At 31.5% G+C, this 21,947-nt stretch carries 21 protein-coding genes, 2 tRNA genes and 1 pseudogene; 5 read left to right on the top strand and 19 right to left on the bottom strand.

What is annotated here, in order from left to right; all coding sequences use genetic code 11:
• Positions 1-71 precede the first annotated feature (71 nt).
• From AC061C_RS10295 to AC061C_RS10285, 3 genes are all read right to left on the bottom strand, one after another.
• Positions 72-1,475, bottom strand: coding sequence for a type III PLP-dependent enzyme domain-containing protein (locus AC061C_RS10295; RefSeq protein WP_417944838.1), 1,404 nt, complete (start codon positions 1,473-1,475; stop codon positions 72-74).
• A gap of 287 nt (positions 1,476-1,762) precedes the next feature.
• A complete protein-coding gene (gene aroB / locus AC061C_RS10290) occupies positions 1,763-2,830 on the bottom strand; it encodes a 3-dehydroquinate synthase (protein ID WP_478291102.1) in 1,068 nt (355 codons plus the stop codon).
• A gap of 12 nt (positions 2,831-2,842) precedes the next feature.
• Positions 2,843-5,191, bottom strand: a complete 2,349-nt coding sequence (locus AC061C_RS10285; RefSeq protein ID WP_478291101.1) for an O-antigen ligase family protein — start codon at positions 5,189-5,191, stop codon at positions 2,843-2,845.
• 280 nt (positions 5,192-5,471) lie between these two features.
• Between AC061C_RS10285 and AC061C_RS10280 the strand changes: the two genes are divergently transcribed.
• Entirely contained in the window at positions 5,472-6,641 is a 1,170-nt protein-coding gene (locus AC061C_RS10280) for a proline dehydrogenase family protein (RefSeq protein WP_478291100.1), read from the top strand.
• A 99-nt stretch (positions 6,642-6,740) separates the two neighbouring features.
• On the opposite strand, the gene AC061C_RS10275 is transcribed toward AC061C_RS10280, so the two are convergent.
• Positions 6,741-8,528 (bottom strand): ABC transporter ATP-binding protein, encoded by a 1,788-nt coding sequence (locus tag AC061C_RS10275; protein WP_478291099.1) that lies wholly within the window; start codon positions 8,526-8,528, stop codon positions 6,741-6,743.
• 211 nt (positions 8,529-8,739) lie between these two features.
• Between AC061C_RS10275 and AC061C_RS10270 the strand changes: the two genes are divergently transcribed.
• Positions 8,740-8,814: transfer RNA gene (locus AC061C_RS10270), tRNA-Val, on the top strand.
• 264 nt (positions 8,815-9,078) lie between these two features.
• On the opposite strand, the gene AC061C_RS10265 is transcribed toward AC061C_RS10270, so the two are convergent.
• The 13 genes from AC061C_RS10265 to AC061C_RS10205 all read right to left on the bottom strand — a co-directional run bounded on the left by AC061C_RS10265 (position 9,079) and on the right by AC061C_RS10205 (position 17,693).
• Complete coding sequence (locus AC061C_RS10265; protein WP_440277024.1) at positions 9,079-9,642, bottom strand: hypothetical protein; 564 nt, start codon at positions 9,640-9,642, stop codon at positions 9,079-9,081.
• A gap of 150 nt (positions 9,643-9,792) precedes the next feature.
• Complete coding sequence (locus AC061C_RS10260; RefSeq protein WP_478291098.1) at positions 9,793-10,695, bottom strand: helix-turn-helix transcriptional regulator; 903 nt, start codon at positions 10,693-10,695, stop codon at positions 9,793-9,795.
• A 51-nt stretch (positions 10,696-10,746) separates the two neighbouring features.
• A complete protein-coding gene (locus tag AC061C_RS10255; RefSeq protein ID WP_478291097.1) occupies positions 10,747-11,319 on the bottom strand; it encodes a hypothetical protein in 573 nt (190 codons plus the stop codon).
• An 18-nt stretch (positions 11,320-11,337) separates the two neighbouring features.
• Entirely contained in the window at positions 11,338-11,838 is a 501-nt protein-coding gene (locus AC061C_RS10250) for a YqiA/YcfP family alpha/beta fold hydrolase (RefSeq protein WP_478291096.1), read from the bottom strand.
• Between the two features lie 18 nt (positions 11,839-11,856).
• Positions 11,857-12,141 (bottom strand): hypothetical protein, encoded by a 285-nt coding sequence (locus tag AC061C_RS10245; protein WP_478291095.1) that lies wholly within the window; start codon positions 12,139-12,141, stop codon positions 11,857-11,859.
• A 12-nt stretch (positions 12,142-12,153) separates the two neighbouring features.
• Positions 12,154-12,513 carry a hypothetical protein gene (locus AC061C_RS10240; protein ID WP_478291094.1) on the bottom strand — a complete coding sequence of 120 codons (360 nt, stop codon included), beginning with the start codon at positions 12,511-12,513 and terminating at the stop codon, positions 12,154-12,156.
• Positions 12,514-12,523: 10 nt separating this feature from the next.
• Positions 12,524-13,747: a PDDEXK-like family protein gene (locus AC061C_RS10235; RefSeq protein WP_478291093.1), complete on the bottom strand. Its 1,224-nt coding sequence runs from the start codon at positions 13,745-13,747 to the stop codon at positions 12,524-12,526.
• Positions 13,748-13,892: 145 nt separating this feature from the next.
• Positions 13,893-15,263, bottom strand: coding sequence for a hypothetical protein (locus tag AC061C_RS10230; protein WP_478291092.1), 1,371 nt, complete (start codon positions 15,261-15,263; stop codon positions 13,893-13,895).
• Between the two features lie 61 nt (positions 15,264-15,324).
• Positions 15,325-15,723, bottom strand: coding sequence for a hypothetical protein (locus AC061C_RS10225; RefSeq protein WP_478291091.1), 399 nt, complete (start codon positions 15,721-15,723; stop codon positions 15,325-15,327).
• Positions 15,724-15,727: 4 nt separating this feature from the next.
• Entirely contained in the window at positions 15,728-15,931 is a 204-nt protein-coding gene (locus tag AC061C_RS10220; protein WP_478291090.1) for a hypothetical protein, read from the bottom strand.
• A 12-nt stretch (positions 15,932-15,943) separates the two neighbouring features.
• Complete coding sequence (locus AC061C_RS10215) at positions 15,944-16,534, bottom strand: hypothetical protein (RefSeq protein WP_478291089.1); 591 nt, start codon at positions 16,532-16,534, stop codon at positions 15,944-15,946.
• Between the two features lie 134 nt (positions 16,535-16,668).
• Positions 16,669-17,097 carry a cyclic-phosphate processing receiver domain-containing protein gene (locus AC061C_RS10210; RefSeq protein WP_478291088.1) on the bottom strand — a complete coding sequence of 143 codons (429 nt, stop codon included), beginning with the start codon at positions 17,095-17,097 and terminating at the stop codon, positions 16,669-16,671.
• A 5-nt stretch (positions 17,098-17,102) separates the two neighbouring features.
• Positions 17,103-17,693 (bottom strand): hypothetical protein, encoded by a 591-nt coding sequence (locus AC061C_RS10205; protein WP_478291087.1) that lies wholly within the window; start codon positions 17,691-17,693, stop codon positions 17,103-17,105.
• A 1,114-nt stretch (positions 17,694-18,807) separates the two neighbouring features.
• Here AC061C_RS10205 and AC061C_RS10200 point away from each other — a divergent pair.
• From AC061C_RS10200 to AC061C_RS10190, 3 genes and pseudogenes are all read left to right on the top strand, one after another.
• Positions 18,808-19,575, top strand: coding sequence for a DUF4369 domain-containing protein (locus tag AC061C_RS10200; protein ID WP_478291086.1), 768 nt, complete (start codon positions 18,808-18,810; stop codon positions 19,573-19,575).
• 18 nt (positions 19,576-19,593) lie between these two features.
• Positions 19,594-19,980 (top strand): annotated as a pseudogene (locus tag AC061C_RS10195) (TlpA family protein disulfide reductase); the annotation flags it as partial.
• 172 nt (positions 19,981-20,152) lie between these two features.
• Positions 20,153-20,233: transfer RNA gene (locus AC061C_RS10190), tRNA-Tyr, on the top strand.
• A 306-nt stretch (positions 20,234-20,539) separates the two neighbouring features.
• On the opposite strand, the gene AC061C_RS10185 is transcribed toward AC061C_RS10190, so the two are convergent.
• Both AC061C_RS10185 and AC061C_RS10180 read right to left on the bottom strand, forming a co-directional pair.
• Positions 20,540-21,229 (bottom strand): SIMPL domain-containing protein, encoded by a 690-nt coding sequence (locus tag AC061C_RS10185; protein WP_309756049.1) that lies wholly within the window; start codon positions 21,227-21,229, stop codon positions 20,540-20,542.
• 50 nt (positions 21,230-21,279) lie between these two features.
• On the bottom strand, positions 21,280-21,918 hold the full coding sequence (locus AC061C_RS10180) for a rhomboid family intramembrane serine protease (RefSeq protein ID WP_478291085.1): 639 nt from the start codon (positions 21,916-21,918) through the stop codon (positions 21,280-21,282).
• Positions 21,919-21,947: the final 29 nt, after the last annotated feature.

The raw sequence follows: 21,947 nt of genomic DNA, 5'->3' as shown, positions 1-21,947 counted from the left end.
AAAATCATTTGGTTAAAGTTGTTTTTCAAAATTAACGAATTTTTAAATTGACTAATTGATTTATTGTGAATTTATTTTTTTTTGTCGTACCCTAATATTTTAAGGACATCTTGGGAAGTTTGTTGTTCTGAAAAAACCTCAGTTGCCAAGATTCCGTTTTCGTCTCTGTCTATCAATATGTGTTTGGGTTGTGGAATTAAACAGTGGTGCAAACCACCATATCCACCAATTGTTTCTTGATATGCGCCTGTATTAAAAAACCCTATATACAATGGTTTTTCTTTGTTATATTTTGGCAAATAAATGGCATTCATGTTTTGCTCAGAGTTGTAATAATCATCACTATCACAAGTCATTCCGCCAAGTAAAACCCGCTCATAGGTATCGTTCCAGCGATTTACTGCTAGCATTATAAAGCGTTTGTTGATGGCCCAAGTATCTGGTAAAGTAGTAATGAAAGAAGAGTCAATCATGTTCCATTTCTCTCTATCATTTTGTTGCTTTTGATACAAAATCTGATAAATAGCACCTCCACTTTCTCCTACAGTAAAAGAACCAAATTCAGTAAAAATGTTTGGCACATCTACCTCAGCTTCATCACAAGCAATTTTAATCTGATTGATTATTTCGTCAATCATGTATTGGTAATCATATTCAAATGCCAATGAGTTTTTAATTGGAAAACCGCCACCAATATTTAATCCATCTAGAGTAGGACATTCTTTTTTTAATGCCACATACACTTTTATACATTTCACTAATTCGTTCCAATAATAGGCATTGTCATTTATTCCCGTATTGATAAAAAAGTGCAGCATTTTCAGCTCCAATTTCTTATTTTCTTTGATCTCTTTTTTATAAAACGGAACAATATTTTTATAACCTATTCCCAATCTGGAGGTATAAAATTCAAACTTTGGCTCTTCTTCAGCGGCGATACGAATTCCTATTTTGAATTTATTCTTGATCTGACCTTGCAGCAAATCAAGTTCTTCAAAGTTATCAATAATTGGGATGGTGTTTTTATGACCAGTATTGATCAAACGGGCAATATTCTCAATGTATTGGTCTCTTTTGAAACCATTGCATATCACATAAGTGCTTTTGTTGATCTTGCCATTTGCTAATAAATTTTCAACAATATTAATGTCAAAAGCAGATGATGTTTCAATATGAATGTTGTTTTTGAAAGCTTCATTCATAATGTATTCAAAATGAGAGCTTTTTGTACAATAACAATAATAATATTTGGCCTCATACTTGTTTTTCTCCATCGATTTACGAAACCAGCTTTTGGCTTTGTTAATATTGTTAGAGATTTGAGGTAAATAGGTGAACTTTAATGGAGTTCCGTATTGTTCCACCAATTTCATTAAATCGATATTGTGAAATTGAAGATTATCTTTGTTTAAGGTAAATTCTTCCTGCGGAAAATAATAGGTTTGATTGATTAAATCAGAATATTTTGTATTCATTAGATGTCATAATTATAGATTAAAATAGTGTACAGTACAGTAACCTATAATTCAAACCCTAATATTTGAGTAAATGATTTGAAGCTTCTCGTGGTCAGCTTTCAAATATTGAAAAATATCAAAATCAAAGTTACCTTTAATGCAATTAAAACGTCTCAATATTCTCAGAAAAGACATATTGCTACGGATTTTACTCGTATTGTAAGTGCGTTTGTTTTGGCTTTTTTTCATTGGTGCAAATGTAAAAAATATTATATACCTAATGCAATCCTTTTTATAAAAAATAATTAAGATTTATAATCCAAAAAAGCCTCAAGAATTAATTCATTTTCAACGGATTGATTGATCTTTATTTTTCCGATACCGTCTAACAAAGCAAACTGTATGGTCCCATATTCATTTTTTTTGTCATGTATGAGTAATTCTAGGATGGGTTCAATATCGTTTTCATCAAAAACTATTATGCCATAAATTGATTTAAGAGTAGATTTTATTTGAAAATATTCTTCCTGATTGATTAGGTTTTTATGAAGTGAAATAAAACTTTCTAATACCATTCCTGCGGCTATAGCTTCTCCGTGCAATAAAGTGGTTTTAGTATCGTTTTCGAGAAAGTAGCTTTCAATTGCATGGCCAAGCGTATGACCAAAATTTAATGCTTTACGAATATTTTTTTCTGTGGGATCTTGCATTACAATTTCATTCTTTATTTCAATAGAACGATAAATTAATTGATCAAAATCAGCAAAATCAATAGCCTTTAAGTCTAAAAATTGTTCCCAATATTCTTGGTCGTATATTAAGCCATGTTTGAGCATTTCGGCAAGGCCAGATCGCATCTCATTTTGTGGGACCGTTTCTAAATATTGAGTATCAATTAGTACCATAATGGGCACATTTATAACTCCTATTTGGTTTTTTAAATTCCCTAAGTCTACACCATTTTTACCTCCTACAGAGGCATCAACCATCGATAATAAGGTAGTTGGAATGTGGATAAAATCTACCCCTCGTTTGAAGGTGGAAGCTACAAATCCCCCTAAATCAGTGACTACACCGCCTCCTAAATTGATGATTAGACTCTTTCGATCGGCACCAAGTTCCGTGAGGACATTCCAAATTTGGACGCAAGTCTCAATATTTTTATTTTGTTCTCCCGAATCAAATTCGATGATTTCAATCGTAAGATCGGTTTCTAAAAAAGGGAGAAATAGTGTTGTGCAATATTCATTTGTATTATTGTCTAGTATAATGAATATTTTTGAATATTTATTTTCTTTCAAATGAAGATTTAATGCTTCGTATGCTTTTTCATTGAAATAAATAGGGTAGTTATTGGCTATTATATTTTGCATTGTTGTTAAAATTTATTGGCAAAGTTGATTGAATAGTTCTTTTGATCCGGGGAAATTTTTGGCGATTGCTAGATTCAGGTATTTACAAGAATTTGTTTTGTCTTGTATTTTGTGATAGCAACCCGATAACAAATATTCTGTTTTTCCATCATTAAGATTTGGATCGTCAAGTATTCGTAATAGGTATGAAATAGCGGTTTTTGTATCGTTTAGATTATAGTAGCACACCGCAATATCCTGCAAGATTACTCTCTTTTCGGGATAAATTGCAAATTCTTTTTGATATAATTCGATAGCTTTTTTAAAATATCCTGCATCACCCATTTTTTTTGCTTCTATCATGTAGTTTGGGACATTTTGACTTTTTATGGTATCTTTATTTATGTTCGTCGGAATATTTTGCATTTTTAATTCACCTTGAGTTTTAACTTTTAGCAAAGAATCTGTTGGATATAATGTTAAACCTTCTTTAAGGAATAATTGTATTTTAGTCGGACTGTAATTGGCTTTTTGTAGCGCATTAGCCGTTTTTATCCAATTCGCCGGCATACTTCGATAAGTTGTAAATAGCTTATGTATTTTTAAAATTTCGGTGGTATCTTTCTTCTTGGCAGCCATCAATAAGCCATCTAAGTAAAAATTTAGAGTTCTGGGACGTGCATAAAATGCCGTTTTGACTAAGGTGTAAGCTCGATCTTGATTGTCTTTTGATTTTTCAATTTTGTGTAAATACCAATTGGAAACTCCATTATACGGATTTACCGTATTTGCCAGTTTAAAATATTTTTCGGCCACAATCAGGTCTTTTTCATTAAATGCTGCAACAGCCGCAAGTTGATAAAAGGATTCACCATAAATACCTATCTGTGCTATAGCTGGTAACCTACTTATTATCTCCGTCGAAGAAAGGGCAGGTTGATCATATTTGATTTTAAACTCTAGTTGCGATGCTTTAAATTCAGTGTATACGAAACCGGTAACTAAAAAGCTTAAAATAAGTAAGCTCAATCCAATTTTTTTCGAGTTTGTATTCAACGTTCTTTTGTTGTTTACTTGTAAGTGAGTAAAAACAATCATGAATGCAAACGCTATTTGCATAGTAGGTCTATACAAAGGAAAATTAAAAAAGGCATCTATAAAATAGCCTATTACTATCAAAAGTACGAGTAGGGCAATGGTTTTATCTTTATCGTTTTTTATAAATATTGTTTTTGCGTTTGTGAAAAATAATAACAAAAAAAGACTCAAGTAAATGATTCCATTTAGAATCCCCGTTTCAGTTGCAATTTCAAGAAAATCATTATGTGTATGCGACGATATGAAGGCTTCATCTATAATTTTTTTTTCATAAGGGATACTTTCAACTCTCCAATTCCCCAATCCAATGCCTGTTATAGGATCTTTAGCTATCATTTCTGAAGCATTTTTCCAATACCCTAATCGCGCAGCAGCAGAAGCCTCTTTTACATCTGCAATTTGTAAAATACGAGTGTTAACAGACTCAAATCGGCCAATATTGTCCCCTTTTTTAAATATTATATTCGCTAAAACAATTGATAGTAAAACTGGTAAAATAATATGCAAAGTTTTATAAAAAGCGTTTTTCGAAAATAAGTTAATTTTAAAGTAAGCAATAACAAAGAATATAAGTTCAAAAAATAAGCCTAAGTATGCTGATCTTGAACTGATTAATACAACAATAAAAGTTGAAAGAAAAAAGGTGATAATCAAAAACCATTTCTTCCAATTTTTAAATTGTAAAACTCCAATTATTAAAAAGGGAATCTTTACATTTAAGCTTGCCGCGAAAATGTTAACGTTTGCAGTATTTCCCTTTAATTCATTCAATGCGACGATGATATTATCAAAATTTTTCAGAAAATTTCCTAATTGCGCTATACTTTGCAAGAAAACGCTTATTCCAACTAAAAAGGCAATTTTTGGAAGCAAGTACAATCGATCCCTAAAAAGAAGTATTAGGTTTACAATCATTAAAAAAATGACCAATATTTGAGAAAAACTAATAATGGAAAGCGATATGTTTTTTGCAAAAAGTAAAGAACAGCCTGCCAACACCACGAAAGAAAAGTAAATAATTTGAAAAAGTCCTACCTGTGAAAAAAGAGGATAGTTGTAAAAGACCGCAATTTTGTTTTTAAAAATGTATGCTATTGCGACAATGTTAACTAGCGAAAGGTAAAAAAACTGAGTGTTAATAATTTCAATACTATTGAAATGAGGCAAGAAGTCGATTACCAAGTACAAAGCTAAGAAAAGCAATGCAATGAAATCACCGTACACGGTATTTGAAGAATTATCTAGTGAAGGATTTGATTGTGCAATCGTGTTTGTTGTTTTCATAGTATTTTAAAAGACGAATATTTTGCTAATTGTTTTTCAGTTGAAGTGTCTTTTGTAATTTTTTACAGATAAGAGCTAAAATTTTTTATAATTCAAGTTTTACTGTAAATAGAAAAAACGTTTTAGCCGAAAGGGTTATAATTTTCAAAAGTATAAATTTATCAATTGTTAAATAATTTTAATATTTAAAAACACATAAATTGCATTTTTCTTTTTTTACGACTCTATTTTTACAATACTATTTAAACTCTCTCTATATTTGTACAAAATTAAACAAATAATGGAAAAAATATTTGATAATACACAAGTTGCCTTTGCATTAAAAAGTGATACAGAACTCGATCGAGCTTATTTTCTTTTCAAAATGATAGCCAATCAGCCGCTAGTTCGAATTGGAACTGCTGTTACTAATTTTGCTCTGAAAGCGAATCTTCCTGTTGAAGGTTTGATACGTGCAACTGTTTTTGATCACTTTTGTGGTGGTGTAAATGAAGTAGATTGTCTCTCTGTTGTAGATAAAATGTATACCAAAGGCGTTTCTTCAGTTTTGGATTATTCTGTAGAAGGTAAAGAAGAGGAAGAGCAGTTTGATGCTGCCTTAGAAATGACTTTAAAGACTATTGAATTTGCCAAAGAGCGCATGGCAATTCCTTTTGCAGTATTTAAACCTACTGGTTTTGGTCGTTTTGAGTTGTATGAAAAATTAGGAGAAAAACAAACATTAACTGCTGATGAACAAGCAGAATGGGATAGAGTAGTAGTTCGATTTGATTTAGTTTGCAAAGAAGCGCATTCAAAAAATGTAGCTTTGTTGATCGATGGTGAGGAAAGCTGGATGCAAGACGCTGCTGATGATTTAGTTACTGAAATGATGCGCAAATACAATAAAGAAAAAGCCATTGTTTTCAATACATTGCAAATGTATCGTTGGGATCGTATGGATTACCTAAAAAAATTACACGTGCAAGCCAAAAAAGAGGGATTTTTCATTGGAATGAAATTAGTTCGTGGGGCTTACATGGAAAAAGAGAATGTCCGTGCCGAGGAAAAAGGCTATCCGTCACCAATATGTGCTTCTAAAGAAGCTACAGATGAAAATTATGATGCAGCAGTGCATTATATGATCGAGCATTTAGATATGATGTCTATTTTTGCAGGAACACATAATGAGTTAAGTACGTATACGTTGATGGAATTGATGCACAATAAAGACATTAAAACTAGCGATGATCGAATATGGTTTGGTCAATTGTATGGTATGAGTGATAATATTAGCTATAATCTGGCCGATCATGGCTACAATGTTTCGAAATATTTACCTTTTGGACCAGTTAAGGATGTGATGCCATACTTAATTCGACGTGCAGAAGAAAATACTTCTGTTGCAGGTCAAACGAGCCGCGAATTATCAATGATTAAAGCAGAGCGAAGCCGTAGAAAAGGAAAGTGATCAGTGTTCAGTTTTTAGTATTCAGCTACATTTAAGTCAAAAAAAAACTCCATTCAATTAACTGAATGGAGTTTATTATTTTTAATGAATAATAAAAATTTAAGAGTTGCTGAATTGTAGATTGCTCAAATTTTTATAAATACCATTTTCTAGCATAATTAATTCTTGATGAGTTCCTTGTTCTGAAATTTTTCCATTGTCTAAAACTAATATTTGATCGGCACTACGAATAGTAGATAAACGGTGTGCAATAATAATACTTGTTCTCCCTTCCATCAAAATTTCTAGAGCTTCCTGTACTAACTTTTCACTTTCACTATCCAAGGATGATGTGGCTTCGTCTAGAATCAAAATACTCGGATTTTTTAGTAAGGCTCTAGCTATAGCAATACGTTGTCGCTGACCACCAGACAATTTAATTCCTCTTTCACCAACTATAGTTTCAAATTTTTCAGGAAAGCTTTCTATAAAATTGTATGCATTAGCTTGTTTAGAAGCGGTTAGAATTTCTTCTTCAGTAGCATTAGGTTTTCCGTATGCTATGTTTTCTCGGATGGTTCCACCAAATAGAATGACGTCTTGAGGGACAATACTCATGTTTCCTCGAAGATTTTCTAAATCAAAATCATAAATATTTTTCCCATCTACGAGTATTTCTCCTTCATCAATGTTATAAAAACGAAGCAGGAGTGAGGCTATGGTTGACTTTCCAGTTCCACTTGGACCCACTATCGCTATTTTTTGTCCAAAACTGGCTGTAAAGCTTACGTTTTTTAATACTTTGATTTCTTTTCTGGAAGGATAACTAAACGCTACATTATTGAAAGTTACGTTACCTTTAATTTTCTCTATTGTAGCGAGATCTCGATTAGAATTTATTTTTTCGGGCGTTTCACCTAACAACTCAAAAACTCTTTCTGTTGCGCCTATCGCTTTCTGGATTTGAGCGTAAAGCTCAGCGATTCCTCCGAATGAAGCTCCTACAAAAGTAGAATATAAAACAAATGAAATGAGTTGTCCAACACTCATTTCGCCACTAATACTCAATTGTACACCATACCAGACAACGGCAACAATAGCTCCAAAGAGGCAGAAAATTATAAACGAAGCAAAGTAACCACGGTATTTTCCACCTTTAATAGCAATTGTAACTACTTCCTTTATTTTTCCGTTGTATCGAGCAATTTCGTACCATTCATTGGCAAAAGCCTTGACAATACTAATACCTTGCATTGTTTCCTCGACAACTACTTGGCTTTCGGCTACTTTATCTTGAACATTTTTCGAATATTTTCTTATAAATCGACCAAAAATAACCGCAGCAACAGCCACAAGAGGCACAACGGAAAGCATCAATAAAGTCAATTTGATACTTTCGTTTGCTAATAAAATTACGCCACCTATAATTAATATAAATTGTCGTAAAAATTCGGCTATGGTAGAGGTAAGCGTATCCTGTATTTGAGTAATGTCAGAACTAATTCGGCTATTTAATTCGCCCACTCGTTTTTGCGAAAAGAATGACATGGGTAGTTTTACTAAATTGCTATACAATGATACTCTTAGATTTGCTAGGGTATTTTCTGTAAAATTGACAAATAAAGACAATCTGAAAAAAGAAAAAATTGATTGTAAAAATAAGATCACAATCAAACCTCCCGCAATCATATTGGCTTGTGTATTGTCTTTATTTTTGACGCAATCAATTAGCATTCCCATCAGTTTCGGAAAAGCAAGAGCAGTTGCACCAGTAAATAGTAAAAAGATCAAACCTACATAAAATTTCCAACGGTGGTTTCCTGCATATTCAAATATAACCGTTGCTTTTTGGAGTGAAGTTGCAGTAATTTTTGATTTTGGTAAATCGTTTTCTTTGAATCTGGCCATTACTTTTTGTTTATTATGCAAATGTAAGACTATAACGAATCATTACAAAAAAATAAGAGTGTTTGATTTTTATTGTAAAGGCTTATGAGTGAGAGTAAAAGATAAAAGGGATCATTTTTTATTTATTTATTTTATAATTATGCTTGTAAATCCCAATTCTAGCCTTATATTTGCACTCGCAATACAGTAATGAAAATGGCTTTATTGTTTTGGGCGATTAGCTCAGCTGGTTCAGAGCACCTCGTTTACACCGAGGGGGTCGGGGGTTCGAACCCCTCATCGCCCACAAGTTTAATAACAAGCCTCCAAATTCATTTGATTTTGGAGGTTTTTTTTGTTCAAAAATTGACTGATAATTTATAAAATTTCCCAACACCCTTGATTACTAACAATGGCAGGTTCGAATTGCGTAAGGTGTAAGATATAATCGGGATCAATACAAAGCCCTTTGGGAAGCAAAAATTAAGGATAAAAATGAAAAAGCCAAATAGTTGTCTAAAACAGGATTTTCTTATTTTTAAGAATGCAGGATATCGCAGGAATTTACCGTTTATAGGATTTCAAAACTATTTTGGTAAATAAGCAATGTTTCCTTTTTTCTAAAGCGGAAGATTTTATTTTGATAAGTAGGTTGTTGCAATAATTGTTTATCGTTGAACTGCACCAAATTGAATTGTAAATTATCAATAGTAAAGCTATCCAGTTTTATTTCATAACTGGCGACAAACCCAATAGCTTTTTGTTCTACATAAATTCCGGGACTATAATCTTTTCTACTTTCAGTTTTATGAATATTATATAATGGAAAAAGCAATAGTTCTTGGTCTAAATCTTTGATGTGAAGTTTTTTGATTTTTTTTCCATCTACTAATATTTCGATTTGATTTTTAGAAGAGTTAAGCAATCCAGTAATTTTGTTACCTGGTAAATGCTCAACTGATGGAATGGAAGGTATTTTAAGATTGTAATAGAAAAATGGATCCAATAAGGCTTTAATTAATGGAACTTTCATTCTAGCCGCTACTTTTAAGCATTCGTTTAAAAGATCCTCACTGCACTCGAATTTTTTTAGTGTCCAACTTTCCCCGTGAAGATTGATTTTGAGGTTTTGCATTGAAATTATATTTTGAAATAAAAAGGCTTTTTAAAACTGAACCTAGTAGTTACGCTATTCTATGACGGACAAACCTCAATCAATTATTATTGGAGTAATAAGTTCCATTTCCTTGCCTAAATTTTGTTTCCATCATTGTTGTAAATCACTTTATTTATATCGTTTTAATGTTGCTTCCAGCATTTCAATCATTTTGTTTTTCAGACTTTCCGGTTCCACGACTTTTATTTCCTGACCCATGGAGAGTAATTCCATAATAAAATCGTAGGTTGGACTCATGAACAATTCAATCACGCATTCTTTTTCGTTTTCAGACACTATTTTTTGAGAATGGTGTAATGGAAGTGATTTTATATAATCGGCCTGATCGTGAGATAGCCAAAGCTTAATTTGCTCCGGTTTTGTTCCGTCAGAAATGATGCCAAAAGAATATTTGAATTTTTCTGCCGGATTGAAATTTTTTGGAGACTCAAATTTTTTTCGGCATATATTTAAGTTAGACATTCGGTCTAGGCCAAATGTCTTGAAAACACCGTCTTTTGTATCTTGAGCTATTAAATACCAACGGTTTCGAGCTTCCTTTAAAGCTAAAGGATAAACAATACGTGTTTTCTTTTCATTATTCGCTTTCCAAAATTTCTCGTGGGTAAATTGTATTTCAAATTTATTTTTTATTGCATGTAATAAACCGTGCAAGTTTTCTGTTCCAAGCACTTTTCGCTTTTCAATAATTATATGATTGGAAACAGAGTCCGAAATACTTAAAGCATTAAATATCTGAAATGATTCGATAATTCTATCGGTTTTTATCTCATCGGCATCATATACTATTTCATAAACATTTTGAGAACGATTGTATTCGATTTCTATTTTATAGATGTCTCGAATTTCATTTACATCACGTTCATAAGTACGCTTTGAAATCACATAATTTTCCTCTTCATCGATGGAATGTTTTTCCAAATAGTCTTGTAAATCTTTAAAAGAGCACGGATTGGATCGTAACTTATTGATAATTAAATGATGTCGTTTGATGAATTGTTTTTTGGACATTAGGGATGATTTTAAAAGAAATTGGATGATTTCGTGATTCGATATTTTGTTTTATTCAAACGTTTTTCTGAATAAACTCTCAATGGCTTTGATGCCTTTTTCATTAATACTTCGAGAGCCTATACCGGCAAAGTCAGTAGTTATTTTAGGTATTTCAGACAACAAACTGATTTTTTTATCTGAATAATCCCAGTAGAACCATTGGTTTAATTCCTGTTCAAATACAAAGACTTCCTTGTGGTTGTCTATAGCCATTTGGACAGTAACCCCTGTGCCTCCTTTAACGAATTGTTTGTTTTCTATTTGGATAAAAGTACTCATTGCAAATATTTGCTCTGCATTTTTTACCTGAAACCAGCAACGCGCATAAAGTTTTAAATAGGATTTTAATCGATATTTTTTTAAGGTCTCGTTGGCTGTGCATACGTGGGCGACACCTTCAAAATATTCCTTTTCGCTTAATTCATATTTGTTTAAGCTAGTATGATAAGCTGTTTGATAACTATAAGCAATTGTTTGAATGTTGTAGTGGGTACTGATTTTTTCAAAATAAGTATCAGCACCCTCCGCACCACCAGAATGGCATCGGATGTTATTCTTGAAATTGAAATTTTTTAAACTCATTTTTTAAAATAGAACTATTTAATAACAAAGTGCTTTAAAAAATGCTTTTGTTTCCTCTTCAAAAACATCAACCGGAATTTGATGTGCTAAATCACTTATTATCGTAATCGCATAATCTGTTTTAGCAGCAACATTTTGTGCAAAAAAAGCCAAATTGTCTTTTGCTTTTATGATGGTATCCTGACCGCCTAAAACAATTCGCATATGTAAGGATTGATTTATTGGGATGCTTACCGGTACTATTTGTTCGATAGTATTCCTATAAGGTAATGCGGGATTGTATAACAATGCACAAACACCTAAACTATTGGCTAAATGATAGCCTGCAAAACCGCCCATGCTGCTGCCTATTATGGCATTGATATCCTGCGTTTGATAAGCATCATATAAACGCTGTATCATATTGGGATCCAATTTATAATCTAATTCAGGCGCAATAACATTACCGTATTTTTCGAGAATTACTCTTTTTTCGGGACTTAATTTACTTTCAAGTCCGTGGAGGAAAAGTATGTTCATAGTAATTTTATTTATAAATTAGTGCATTCCGTCATAAATGGAATAGCCATGATAAAATCCTGCTACAAATGATTCTTTATCATAAGCCCAAATATTTAGATCTTTTTCGTCTTTACAAGTGTTTTGTCCAATTGCTTTTCCGATAAAATCGCCAATGTCAGTTAAGTCCTTAGTTCCTTTATAACTACTTTCATTAGCCACCTTTTTGTATTCCTTTGTGATTTCAATAATGTCATCACAAATTTTATTGAACAAATCATGTTGTTCTTCGGGTTCTAGTTCCTGGTATTTGATTTCTTTCACTGCGTTCTGTTTTTAGATAATTGAAAGAAGTCCCATCAATTGGTCTTTTGTTAAATTACCATCAATATAATATTTTACACTTCCGTATTTTTTGTCTTTTATTTCGCTCCCATCAATGTAATAGATTAAAGTGCCGTGTTTTTTATCTCGCACTTCATTGTTTTCAACATGATAATGTATTTTCCCATGTTTACTATCTCTGGTGATGTCTGAATTATTAAAATAAAATTTCACATGTCCATTTCTACTTTTTTCACGCACTTCATTCCCATCGATATAAAATAGAGTCGTACCATGTTTTTTATCTTTAATTTCGTTTTCGTCAATGTAGTAAACTGTTTTTCCGTGTTTCTTGTCTTTAATTTCTGCCATAATTTTTAATTTATTTAGTATTGGTTAAAATTTCATCAACATGTTCACAATATGAAATAAGATCTTTTAGTAACTTTTGAATGAAATCAGTTATTTCTTTCAATTTCATATCTTTTTCTTCAAGAATTTCTTTTATATCTTTTACCGTGTTTATTTTTAACGGAAAATCATCGGCATAAATTATTGATGTCCTACCGGGTTTAAAATTTCCCAAAGTAGGGTATTTATTTTCTAAACTTTGAATTGAAGCGCGATTGATGCTTAATTCCTTAGCAGTTATTCCGTAAAAAATTTGATTATTATCTATTCTGAGATAGATATATACTTGGCTGGTTTCACTATTCGAAATTAGAAAATTAAATTTTTTGCTATGGATTTGCTCACCCTCAAAATTAATTTTCATTCCTACGTTAATTGGATCATCTCCTATCTTTTTGAAAACCTCTCGTAAGAAAGTGTTTACTATTTCTTTCTTTGTGGAATCAAAGTTATTCGCAATTTCTGAAGCTTCTAAAAAGTTATTTTTTATTAGATCTGATATTTCCATTTTTAATTCATTGTTTATTGTTTGGTGTGTTAATTTCTTCAAAAGATTACTATATTGTTTCAACATTTCTCGAAGCATTGGCTGCTGAATAGCTTCTTTATGACATTTATCAATCCAACTTAAAATTTTATCCTTATAACTAATCAGTATTATATCTTCGATATTAATATTGATATCTTTATCTAAATGACAATAACTTTCTTTAGATGGTTTTTTTCCGTCTAAAGTCAAATAAATAAGTTTACAGTTTTTATAATGATTTTTGTAGCGCAATAATTGCCCTTTTTGATCAGTTGCATAAATTTTATTTTCGATAACAACTTCTATCTCATTTTTTTCATCTTTAATCACAATATCAATGTATCCGCCTATGGTATAATCTCGATTTATTATCCCAATATGTTCTTCAACAATTACTTTTGCATTGTCAAAATCAAAATTTTCTATACTTTTCAATTCTTCAATTTCTTCAAAAAAATATTTTAAAAAAACACTTCCTTGAGAATGAGACCCTTTTGGGTTTAGTAATTCTGCTATAATTCGGGAATGTGTTTTTACTTCGTCACTTTCCATTCCCATTACTGAGAAAATATTGAAGTTTTCACCAGTTGATTTTGCAAGCTTTTCATAGCTCTTTAATAAACCACTAACTTGGGTTAATAAATTTTTAGCCTTTTCAGTATTCATTTTTAAAATTATATTTTATTTATATTGATTTCAATTCTCGCATCGAAACCAATTTGGACTAATTTTGAATGTGAGTTTATAAAAATACATTAATTAAAATGAGTTTTTTATCAATTATGTTGATTAATTTTAACAATCGTAGCATTTAAAGTCCCAATATACTCAACGAAGCATTGTAGTATAAATCAAAATCTTCATGCCTTTCTTCATACTTCAAATTTGGATAAAAACCTAAATCACCGAAATGTTCATTCATTATAATTCCTCGTATTGATGTTCTTATAGGTGCTGCCGATTTAACAGCCTTAATCCAGGTATTTATATTAGCTTGTGACATGTTTCTACCTTGCATCCTCTGTAAAGTATAATACTTTTTAAGTATGGCTATATGCGCAGGCATTTGATTTATGATGCTTCCATATTTAGTATATAAAGAATTGTATATTGAAACAAATTGAGGGATATCCTGTGGATTGTAACGAGAAAGGTTCATAGCTCCGGTTTGGATTTTTAGCATTTCAGATTCCCGCTCTTTATCATAATATAAAGTACCGTATTTACTTATTTCTTTCCTTGATTGTTGTTTTTCTGCTATTAATTTCTTTTGAGATTCAATATTGAATAGTAGTTCCGGATTATCCGAAAAATACTTTTTACCCGTAGTAACATTTGTAAATATTTCAGACCCTAAGGTTTTTGGTTTATTTACTTTTTGGTCTAATAATGTTCTCTCAATAACTTCGTTATTCACATAACCTTCCGAATCGTATAAAACGGTATATTTCGAATTCGAAACCTCAAAATCACCAACAAGTTCTGAATCTTGTAATATTGTAGATCCATTCAATAGTAAACATTTCTTCACTATTACATTGTTACTAGGCAGTCTTTTCTTTTTAAACTGATCTACAGTTACTAGTTTTCTTTCAGAATCTAAATATCTATCAACCTCCCATGCTCTTGTTGGTTCTTCTAACTTATTTATTGCTTTGCAATACCACAAGCATCTTTCAATTGGAGTTTCGTAATTTGACTGGTCTAAGAAAGACCTTGTTTTTTGCGGTTTTTTACCATTAGGAGAAAGTATTATGAGTTCATTATTCGTTCTCCCATAACTATCATGATAATAAATTTTATTTTTCAAGATTAAATTCTGTGCTTCATCAATCAGTGGTTTGGTTATTTCATATTTTTCTTTTGACTTACTATATGATTCCAGATTGTTTATAATTGTTGCGATATCAGCATTGATTTCTTCATTGTTTTTTTTGAGTTTTAACCATTGATCATAATCTTTTCTATATCGATTCATCTCTCGGAGTACCTCTTTGTATTCTTGAGTTTCAACTAAAGTATCTTTGTAAACTGGAATATCTATGTTATTTTCTTCTATTATTTTAAGTGAGCTGGTTAGCTTGTTGATTACTACATCTTCAGTAGTAATACTAATTGATTTTTGTTGTGAATACCCTAAAATACTTAATAATAGTGCTAGTAATGTGATTGCTTTTTTCATTTTTATATTGTAAAATTATTTGGTTCTTTTTTGAATTTCATGAGAAACTATTTTTTTGTTTTTAAAACTCAATGTCGTAAATATTCACTCTGATATACTCTAATATGGTTTTTCTATACTCTTGTTTCGTTATTTCCCAGTCTTTCGAAAAAGTGCAAGAATAAAAATATAAAAGCTCAAAAACATCCTCCTTTGTAGTGGCAAGAACATCTAGATATTTTACATACCTCCAGAAACAAAAATAGTCTTCATCATAATAATCGTCAGTTTCTCCCAATATTCGTTTCTGAAAAGGGAAGCCCTCGACCATATATTCTTTGCGTTCGCAGTAATCAATTATTAATGACCGGACGGCACTTTCATATATTTCGGCAGTTGTAAAGTCCTCAATATCTCCAGGAACTAGTTTCCATTGCTGATACTGTTTTTCTATTTCTACTTTAATGGCATCGATTTCCATAATTTTATTCTATTTTCCAATTTACATCACCTAAATTCAAAACACCATTCATTTCAATTTCCAGCCAATCTCCAAGTTCACAACAGCATAATTTAATGCTACATCCTGAAAGACTATCTGATTCGGCATTTATTTCTACACCTCTTTTTTGATGGACTTTCATTTTTTCATATTGCTCATCCGAGAGCTCGATACTAATTTTCTTCATAGTTTGTAGTTTCTAAAGCCAGTTTAACCATTCGTTTTGCGTTAAATACGGAACATTATTTATGTCACAAATGGACATTGTATGCCCCGTTCCGCCCGTTTTTGGGTTGTCTAAATCATCGTAAAAGAAAGCGAAAGTAGTAGGTGGAATTCCTGAATTTGTTCCAGTCACTTTAACGGTATCCCTTATGATATAAGCTGCTTTAATAGCAAATCGATCTTTTGTACCGCCAACGTATTTGTCTATAAGCGATTTCGTTTTTTTATTATTTTTCGACTGATAAACGACTTCCGATTCGTTTGCCAAATCAATTTTATCCAATGAAATGGTTTCATAAGCATTGTTTTGCTTCTCACGATGATTGTCAAACTGCGTGATTACTTGCAATCGCTCGGGTGCTACCTGCAAAACGCCTTGTGAGAAATAAAAATCGGCACCAGCGGCATTACCACTTCTAAAAGTAGCCAGCGGCAAATGCGTTGCTAAAAGATTTCCTAATTGAATTAATTTTTCTTTATCCAATTCTAAAACATTTCGTTTTCCTTCCAAAAGGATAATTGTGTTTTTTGAATTATATTGGGTTGTAAATTTGGATAATGTCATAACGTGTTTTTTAAATTCTAAACAAAAGTACACTGTTATAACGTCAATGAATGACGTGGTTCTTTGTGTGCGGCAATTTTTTTGTAAATATTTTAATGTCATCTCCAATTTGGTCATTCATCCTTACCAAAACGTTAACGGTAGGTTGAGAACTGATTCAAAAGACCATTTATCTTATCCTTGCCTACAGGGTTCATAGAATGACAATAGAATTTCGGGCAATCAAAATTGTTGTCTAAACAATAGTCAACTAACCATTTCGCACATTCATGACCTGTTTTTTCATTATGTATGTGTGCATCTTGCCATTCTTTTGATTTTTCATCATCAGTAGATAAATGAGATGATGTGTAATGCATATCTGCTAAATCGTGGTCAAAAGAAATAAAATCAGGTAAACCATTTTTGGTAATCCATTCAGTAAAATCATTATAGTTTTTTACAATCTCCCATTTTTTTTGTAAGAACATAATTTGGTGTGTGTACTCGTAAGCATCGTACGGATGGCGAATGTCATCTAAAAAAAGAAATCGTCCATTTTTACCATTTTTATATGATTGCATAAAAATTATTTTATTTTAGAAAAAAACTGATAATCAACTTTAATCTCCATCCAGACTTCGTCAATATTGTAGATGTCAAACCAGGTTAAATCGCTATGATCGTACAAATGATGAAATGAATAACAATGATTTGTTTTTATGATGAGTGAATCTTGAGGAATAAAACACATACCACCAACTATGTTTGAACAAGAGTCATTATATTCTTCTTCCAACTGTCGGAAACCCACAAAGTCATCCCATGTATTTATATAGAAAGGATTGCCGTAAATTTTCGGATCGTATTTTTTATAATGTTTGTTATTCCAATATTCCGATTCAACCTTAATATTGAAATCTTTAATTTCTTTATTGGTAACTATTAATTCGCATTGTTTTTCAATTTTTCTATATTGATTGAATACCTTTTTTTCTTGCTCTCGAAGTTTATCGTTTAGGAGCACTAATTTTTCATCAAGTTCTGTTGACCATTTGAATTGACTATTTATGTGTTCATTACGATCACATATTGCTTTTTTTTCACTTTCATTTCTTTCATTAGATGTTTTCTGAATGGCACGGATGAAACCTCTTTCGAGTTCTTTGTCTATATTCATTTTTTTTTATTTATTTAATTTCCGAAACCAACTGCTTTTTTCAGTCTAGGTTCATAATTATTACTACTATCAAAATTAAAAATATCGGAAATGGGTAATGGGTGAGTCACTTCAATCTGATAGTTCAATTTGTTCAATAATGCTGTACAGCATAACCATCATGCCTCCATTCGTAAAGTTATCTACCGAGACATATAACGGTTTTTCGAATAAGTTTTGCTGATTTTTTGATTTGTATTAGCCATAGTAATTGTTTTAAAATGCAATACTATGGACGCATAGCGACAAGACATGACATTAAATAAAAATGTTCCAACTATTTACTATAATTGGCAAATAGTATTGATAGTCTAAACTTTTGTTTTTTAATTTACTCTTACAAACTAAAGTTATATTGACAACCCAATTCCAATTTTTGGCCCGGAATACATAGTAGAAGAAACGATTTCAATAACTTCTCTGGCTAAGCTTCGCTTTTGATAACATAGCGGTAGGTGGTCTACAATATTTATTTAAGAGTCCTTCAGATGGAATTCCTTTGTCTATGATTCGTTCTGGAAGCAGGTCAATTACTATTTTCGGTTCATTTAAGTTTTTGTACGTATACCTGAAACGAATATATCTTTTGATTTTAAAGTAATCTGGGATAAAATCCAAAACATCGGTGATTTATTTTCCAATCTAAATATTACCAGATAAATCTTAGTTTTACACTTTAATAATAACTACTTTATTGACAACTTCTTTAAATCCTGCATGAAATGGTTCGTAAACAGTTCCGTATGGCCCACTATAATTTACAAACCTCCAAAGTCATTTGATTTTGGAGGTTTTTTTGTTTGTACATATTCAAATTATACGTTTAAATACGAAAGTAGCAATCAAATTCAAAAGTTGAGATCATAAAAAGCGATAACTAAATTTCAATAACTGTTCATTTGTCGTTCACCAATGCAACGTTAATATGTATTACTTCAATAAACCTATTATATTGAGGGTATCTTAAATCATACCAAAATTCTTGAAATAATAACAAAAATTTAGGTGGCAAAATAATTTTTATTTTATAATTTTTAAATACTTTTGCAATCTTAACTTAATTAACTAATTAATAATGAAAAAAATAATTTTATTACTTTCTGCTGCTGTTGTTTTAATTTCTTGTAGCAAAGTTGGCAAAGATGAATATATCATTTCAGGGACTGCAACAGGAATTGAAAATGGTAAAACAATTATTCTTGAAACTCAAGATGCAACAGGAATGATGTTGGCAAAAGATACTGTTAAAGTTGAAAATGGAAAATTTGAAATGAAAGGAAAAATTACTGAACCTTCATTTTATAGTATTCAATTAGAAGGAGCGCAAGTTAAAATCCCTTTTATCTTAGAAAATGGAGAAGTAACTATTGCTATCAATAAAGATAGTATCCAAAAATCTAAAGTTTCAGGAACTTACAACAATGATGAATATGTAGCTTTTAATGAAGAAATTACTAAAGTTCAAAAGAAACTTATGGATTTTCAAAGTAAAAATATGAAAGCTATGGAAGCTGCTCAACAAACTAAAGATACTGTTGTAATCAATAAGTTGATGTCAGAATTCACAAAAATTCAACAAGAAGTAGGTGAAGCATCCAAGGCAAAATATGTTACTTATGCTGAGACTCATCCAAAAGCTTTTATTTCAGCTTTGATCATTCAAGGTATGTTAAATGATCCAACGGCAGACGTTGCTAAATCTGAAAAATTATACAATAGTTTGGAAGAATCATTGAAAAAAACTAAACCAGGAATCGCTATTAAAACTAAGTTGGCTGAATTGAAAATGCCGGCTGTAGGAGCTGCTCCAGTTCCAGCAGCACCTGCTGTTGAAGCTAAATGAAGAACAGATTTTTCAGGTCCTAATCCGCAAGGTAAAGTAATATCTTTGAAAGAAAATTTAGGAAAAGTTACTATAGTTGATTTTTGGGCCTCATGGTGTGGACCTTGTCGCCAAGAAAATCCAAACGTAGTAGCAATTTATAAAGAATTGCATAGTAAGGGTCTAAATATAATTGGTGTTTCGTTAGATAAAGATGCCAAAGCTTGGAAAGATGCAATTGCAAAAGACAAGTTGACTTGGAGTCATGTTTCAAATTTAAAATTTTGGGACGAGCCTATAGCTATTCAATATAAAGTAGAATCGATACCCGCTACATTTATTCTAGATGCCTCAGGAAACATTGTAGCAAAAGATTTAAGAGGTCCTGCACTAAGAGCAAAAGTCCTAGAACTTTTAGCAAAATAAGTGCAATTATTCTTTTAAAATAAAAAATCTCCCTAGTGGAGATTTTTTATTTTATTCAATACCAATACATTAAAAATAATAGTAAAATTAAGTGCAATTTTAGTTTGGAAACTTCAAAACTGTTTCTATATTTGCACCCGGTTAGCACGATAAGCAATGCTTGTTGAGACTTGGGGAGATACTCAAGCGGCCAACGAGGGCAGACTGTAAATCTGCTGTGTAAACTTCGCAGGTTCGAATCCTGCTCTCCCCACTAAAACGTTTCAAGCAATTGAAACGTTTTTTTTATAGAATAGTTTTGCGACTTTGCGTGCTTCTCACTAAAAAATATCTTGCTATAGAAAATTTTAATAAATAACAGGTTTGCCCTAATTTTTGGTTGCTGTTTATTTTAAAATGTTTGAATCAATTTAATCTGAAATATCTACTTTCCAATTAATACTCTACTGGCATGACTTCTTGAAGCAAATTCTTCGATTGTAGGTTTTTCAAATTCAAAAAAAATCCATCTCATATAAGTACGAGATGGATTCTTCTTCAATTTGCAATTGGTTAGCTTTTATTCTAAAATAAAACTTACCGTTACATTTGCGGTTATGTTTATTTCCCCAGCTGCCAGTGTCTCCCTTGGTTGTGCTGCATCACTACTTTCCATGCTTTTCATTGTAGCGTAAACGGGTTGCGGATAATAGGTTTGTGAATTATCTGAAATAGTCATCGCACGCCCCACTTTTTGACCTAAAACCGAAACATAATCTTCGGCTTTCATTTTTGCTTCTTTCATTGCTAATTTTCTAGCCTCGGATTGATATTGTGCTAGTTTCGAAGATTGAAAAGTTACGGCATCAATTCTGTTAATTCCTTGGTCAACCAATCCTTCCATCAATTCATCATATTTTGATAAATCTCTTAATAGAATTTCGATTGTTTGGGTAGCATTGTAATTGTGTTTCTTTTTTTCATAATCGTATTGTGGATTCAATGAAACGCGTTGTGTTTTATAATCTGAAGGAGCTACGTTCATTTTTTTAATGAATTTTAAGACCGCATCAATCTTTTCGTCATTTTGTTTTTTTACATCTTTTGCGTTATTTCCTTTGGTTTCAACCGTAACCGTTATAGTGGCTTGATCCGGAATAACTTTTACTTTTCCTTCTCCGCTTACATTTATTTGAGGAACTTGTTTTACTTCTTGTCCATAAGACATTGAAATAAATAAAATAGACAGAATCAATAGTGCTTTTTTCATTTTTGAGATATTTATTTGTTTGTACTAATTTCTTTTCAAAAGTTGTGCCATTATAATTTGCCTAACTTTTGCATTACAAAAAGAATAACTATTGGAATGGCCAATAATAGCACCATTAAGGTATGATCTACTAACAATGTAGGTTCTTTGAGCAATGTAATCAGATAACCGCCTATAGCGCCTCCAAAATGTGCTGTGTGACCAATGTTATCGTTTTTGGCCTTCATCCCATAGATAGAATACAACAGATACAAGATTCCGAAAATGTAGGCAGGCATGGGTATAACAAAAAAGATACCTAACATCATATCTGGCTGAAGTAATATGGCCGAATATAAAACACCCGTAACGGCACCTGATGCTCCTACGGCTCTATATCCATAATCGTCTTTGTGAAAAAACATGGTTAACAAACTTCCAAAAATTAGACTCCCAAAATAGATCATTAAAAAGGAAATATCGCCTAAATAACTGATAACAACGGGAGCGAAAAACCACAGCGTTAACATATTAAATAGTAAATGAGTCATATCAGCATGCAAAAAACCAGAAGATAGCATCCTGATTTGTTCACCACTGCGAATGCTCCCTACATGAAACTCATATTTTCTAAAAAAGGAAATATCATTAAACCCTTTATAACTAATTAAAACATTTACAACGATTAGTGCTATTAATACCGTATTCATAAAGTGTATGTATTGTGAAATGTAAAGAT

It is taken from the genome of Flavobacterium sp. GNP010 (genome assembly GCF_056428945.1).
The sequence above is the reverse complement of the archived record's forward strand: the minus strand, read 5'-3'. Positions and strand labels throughout refer to the sequence as shown.

Coding starts and splice junctions, on each gene's coding strand:
- AC061C_RS10260 (WP_478291098.1), bottom strand. CDS start 10,695: ATGTCCAAAAAACAATTCATCAAACGACATCATTTAATTATCAATAAG.
- AC061C_RS10255 (WP_478291097.1), bottom strand. CDS start 11,319: ATGAGTTTAAAAAATTTCAATTTCAAGAATAACATCCGATGCCATTCT.
- AC061C_RS10180 (WP_478291085.1), bottom strand. CDS start 21,918: ATGAATACGGTATTAATAGCACTAATCGTTGTAAATGTTTTAATTAGT.
- AC061C_RS10215 (WP_478291089.1), bottom strand. CDS start 16,534: ATGACATTATCCAAATTTACAACCCAATATAATTCAAAAAACACAATT.
- AC061C_RS10205 (WP_478291087.1), bottom strand. CDS start 17,693: ATGAATATAGACAAAGAACTCGAAAGAGGTTTCATCCGTGCCATTCAG.
- AC061C_RS10200 (WP_478291086.1), top strand. CDS start 18,808: ATGAAAAAAATAATTTTATTACTTTCTGCTGCTGTTGTTTTAATTTCT.
- aroB (WP_478291102.1), bottom strand. CDS start 2,830: ATGCAAAATATAATAGCCAATAACTACCCTATTTATTTCAATGAAAAA.
- AC061C_RS10235 (WP_478291093.1), bottom strand. CDS start 13,747: ATGAATACTGAAAAGGCTAAAAATTTATTAACCCAAGTTAGTGGTTTA.
- AC061C_RS10230 (WP_478291092.1), bottom strand. CDS start 15,263: ATGAAAAAAGCAATCACATTACTAGCACTATTATTAAGTATTTTAGGG.
- AC061C_RS10285 (WP_478291101.1), bottom strand. CDS start 5,191: ATGAAAACAACAAACACGATTGCACAATCAAATCCTTCACTAGATAAT.
- AC061C_RS10225 (WP_478291091.1), bottom strand. CDS start 15,723: ATGGAAATCGATGCCATTAAAGTAGAAATAGAAAAACAGTATCAGCAA.
- AC061C_RS10295 (WP_417944838.1), bottom strand. CDS start 1,475: ATGAATACAAAATATTCTGATTTAATCAATCAAACCTATTATTTTCCG.
- AC061C_RS10185 (WP_309756049.1), bottom strand. CDS start 21,229: ATGAAAAAAGCACTATTGATTCTGTCTATTTTATTTATTTCAATGTCT.
- AC061C_RS10220 (WP_478291090.1), bottom strand. CDS start 15,931: ATGAAGAAAATTAGTATCGAGCTCTCGGATGAGCAATATGAAAAAATG.
- AC061C_RS10280 (WP_478291100.1), top strand. CDS start 5,472: ATGGAAAAAATATTTGATAATACACAAGTTGCCTTTGCATTAAAAAGT.
- AC061C_RS10250 (WP_478291096.1), bottom strand. CDS start 11,838: ATGAACATACTTTTCCTCCACGGACTTGAAAGTAAATTAAGTCCCGAA.
- AC061C_RS10240 (WP_478291094.1), bottom strand. CDS start 12,513: ATGGCAGAAATTAAAGACAAGAAACACGGAAAAACAGTTTACTACATT.
- AC061C_RS10265 (WP_440277024.1), bottom strand. CDS start 9,642: ATGCAAAACCTCAAAATCAATCTTCACGGGGAAAGTTGGACACTAAAA.
- AC061C_RS10275 (WP_478291099.1), bottom strand. CDS start 8,528: ATGGCCAGATTCAAAGAAAACGATTTACCAAAATCAAAAATTACTGCA.
- AC061C_RS10210 (WP_478291088.1), bottom strand. CDS start 17,097: ATGCAATCATATAAAAATGGTAAAAATGGACGATTTCTTTTTTTAGAT.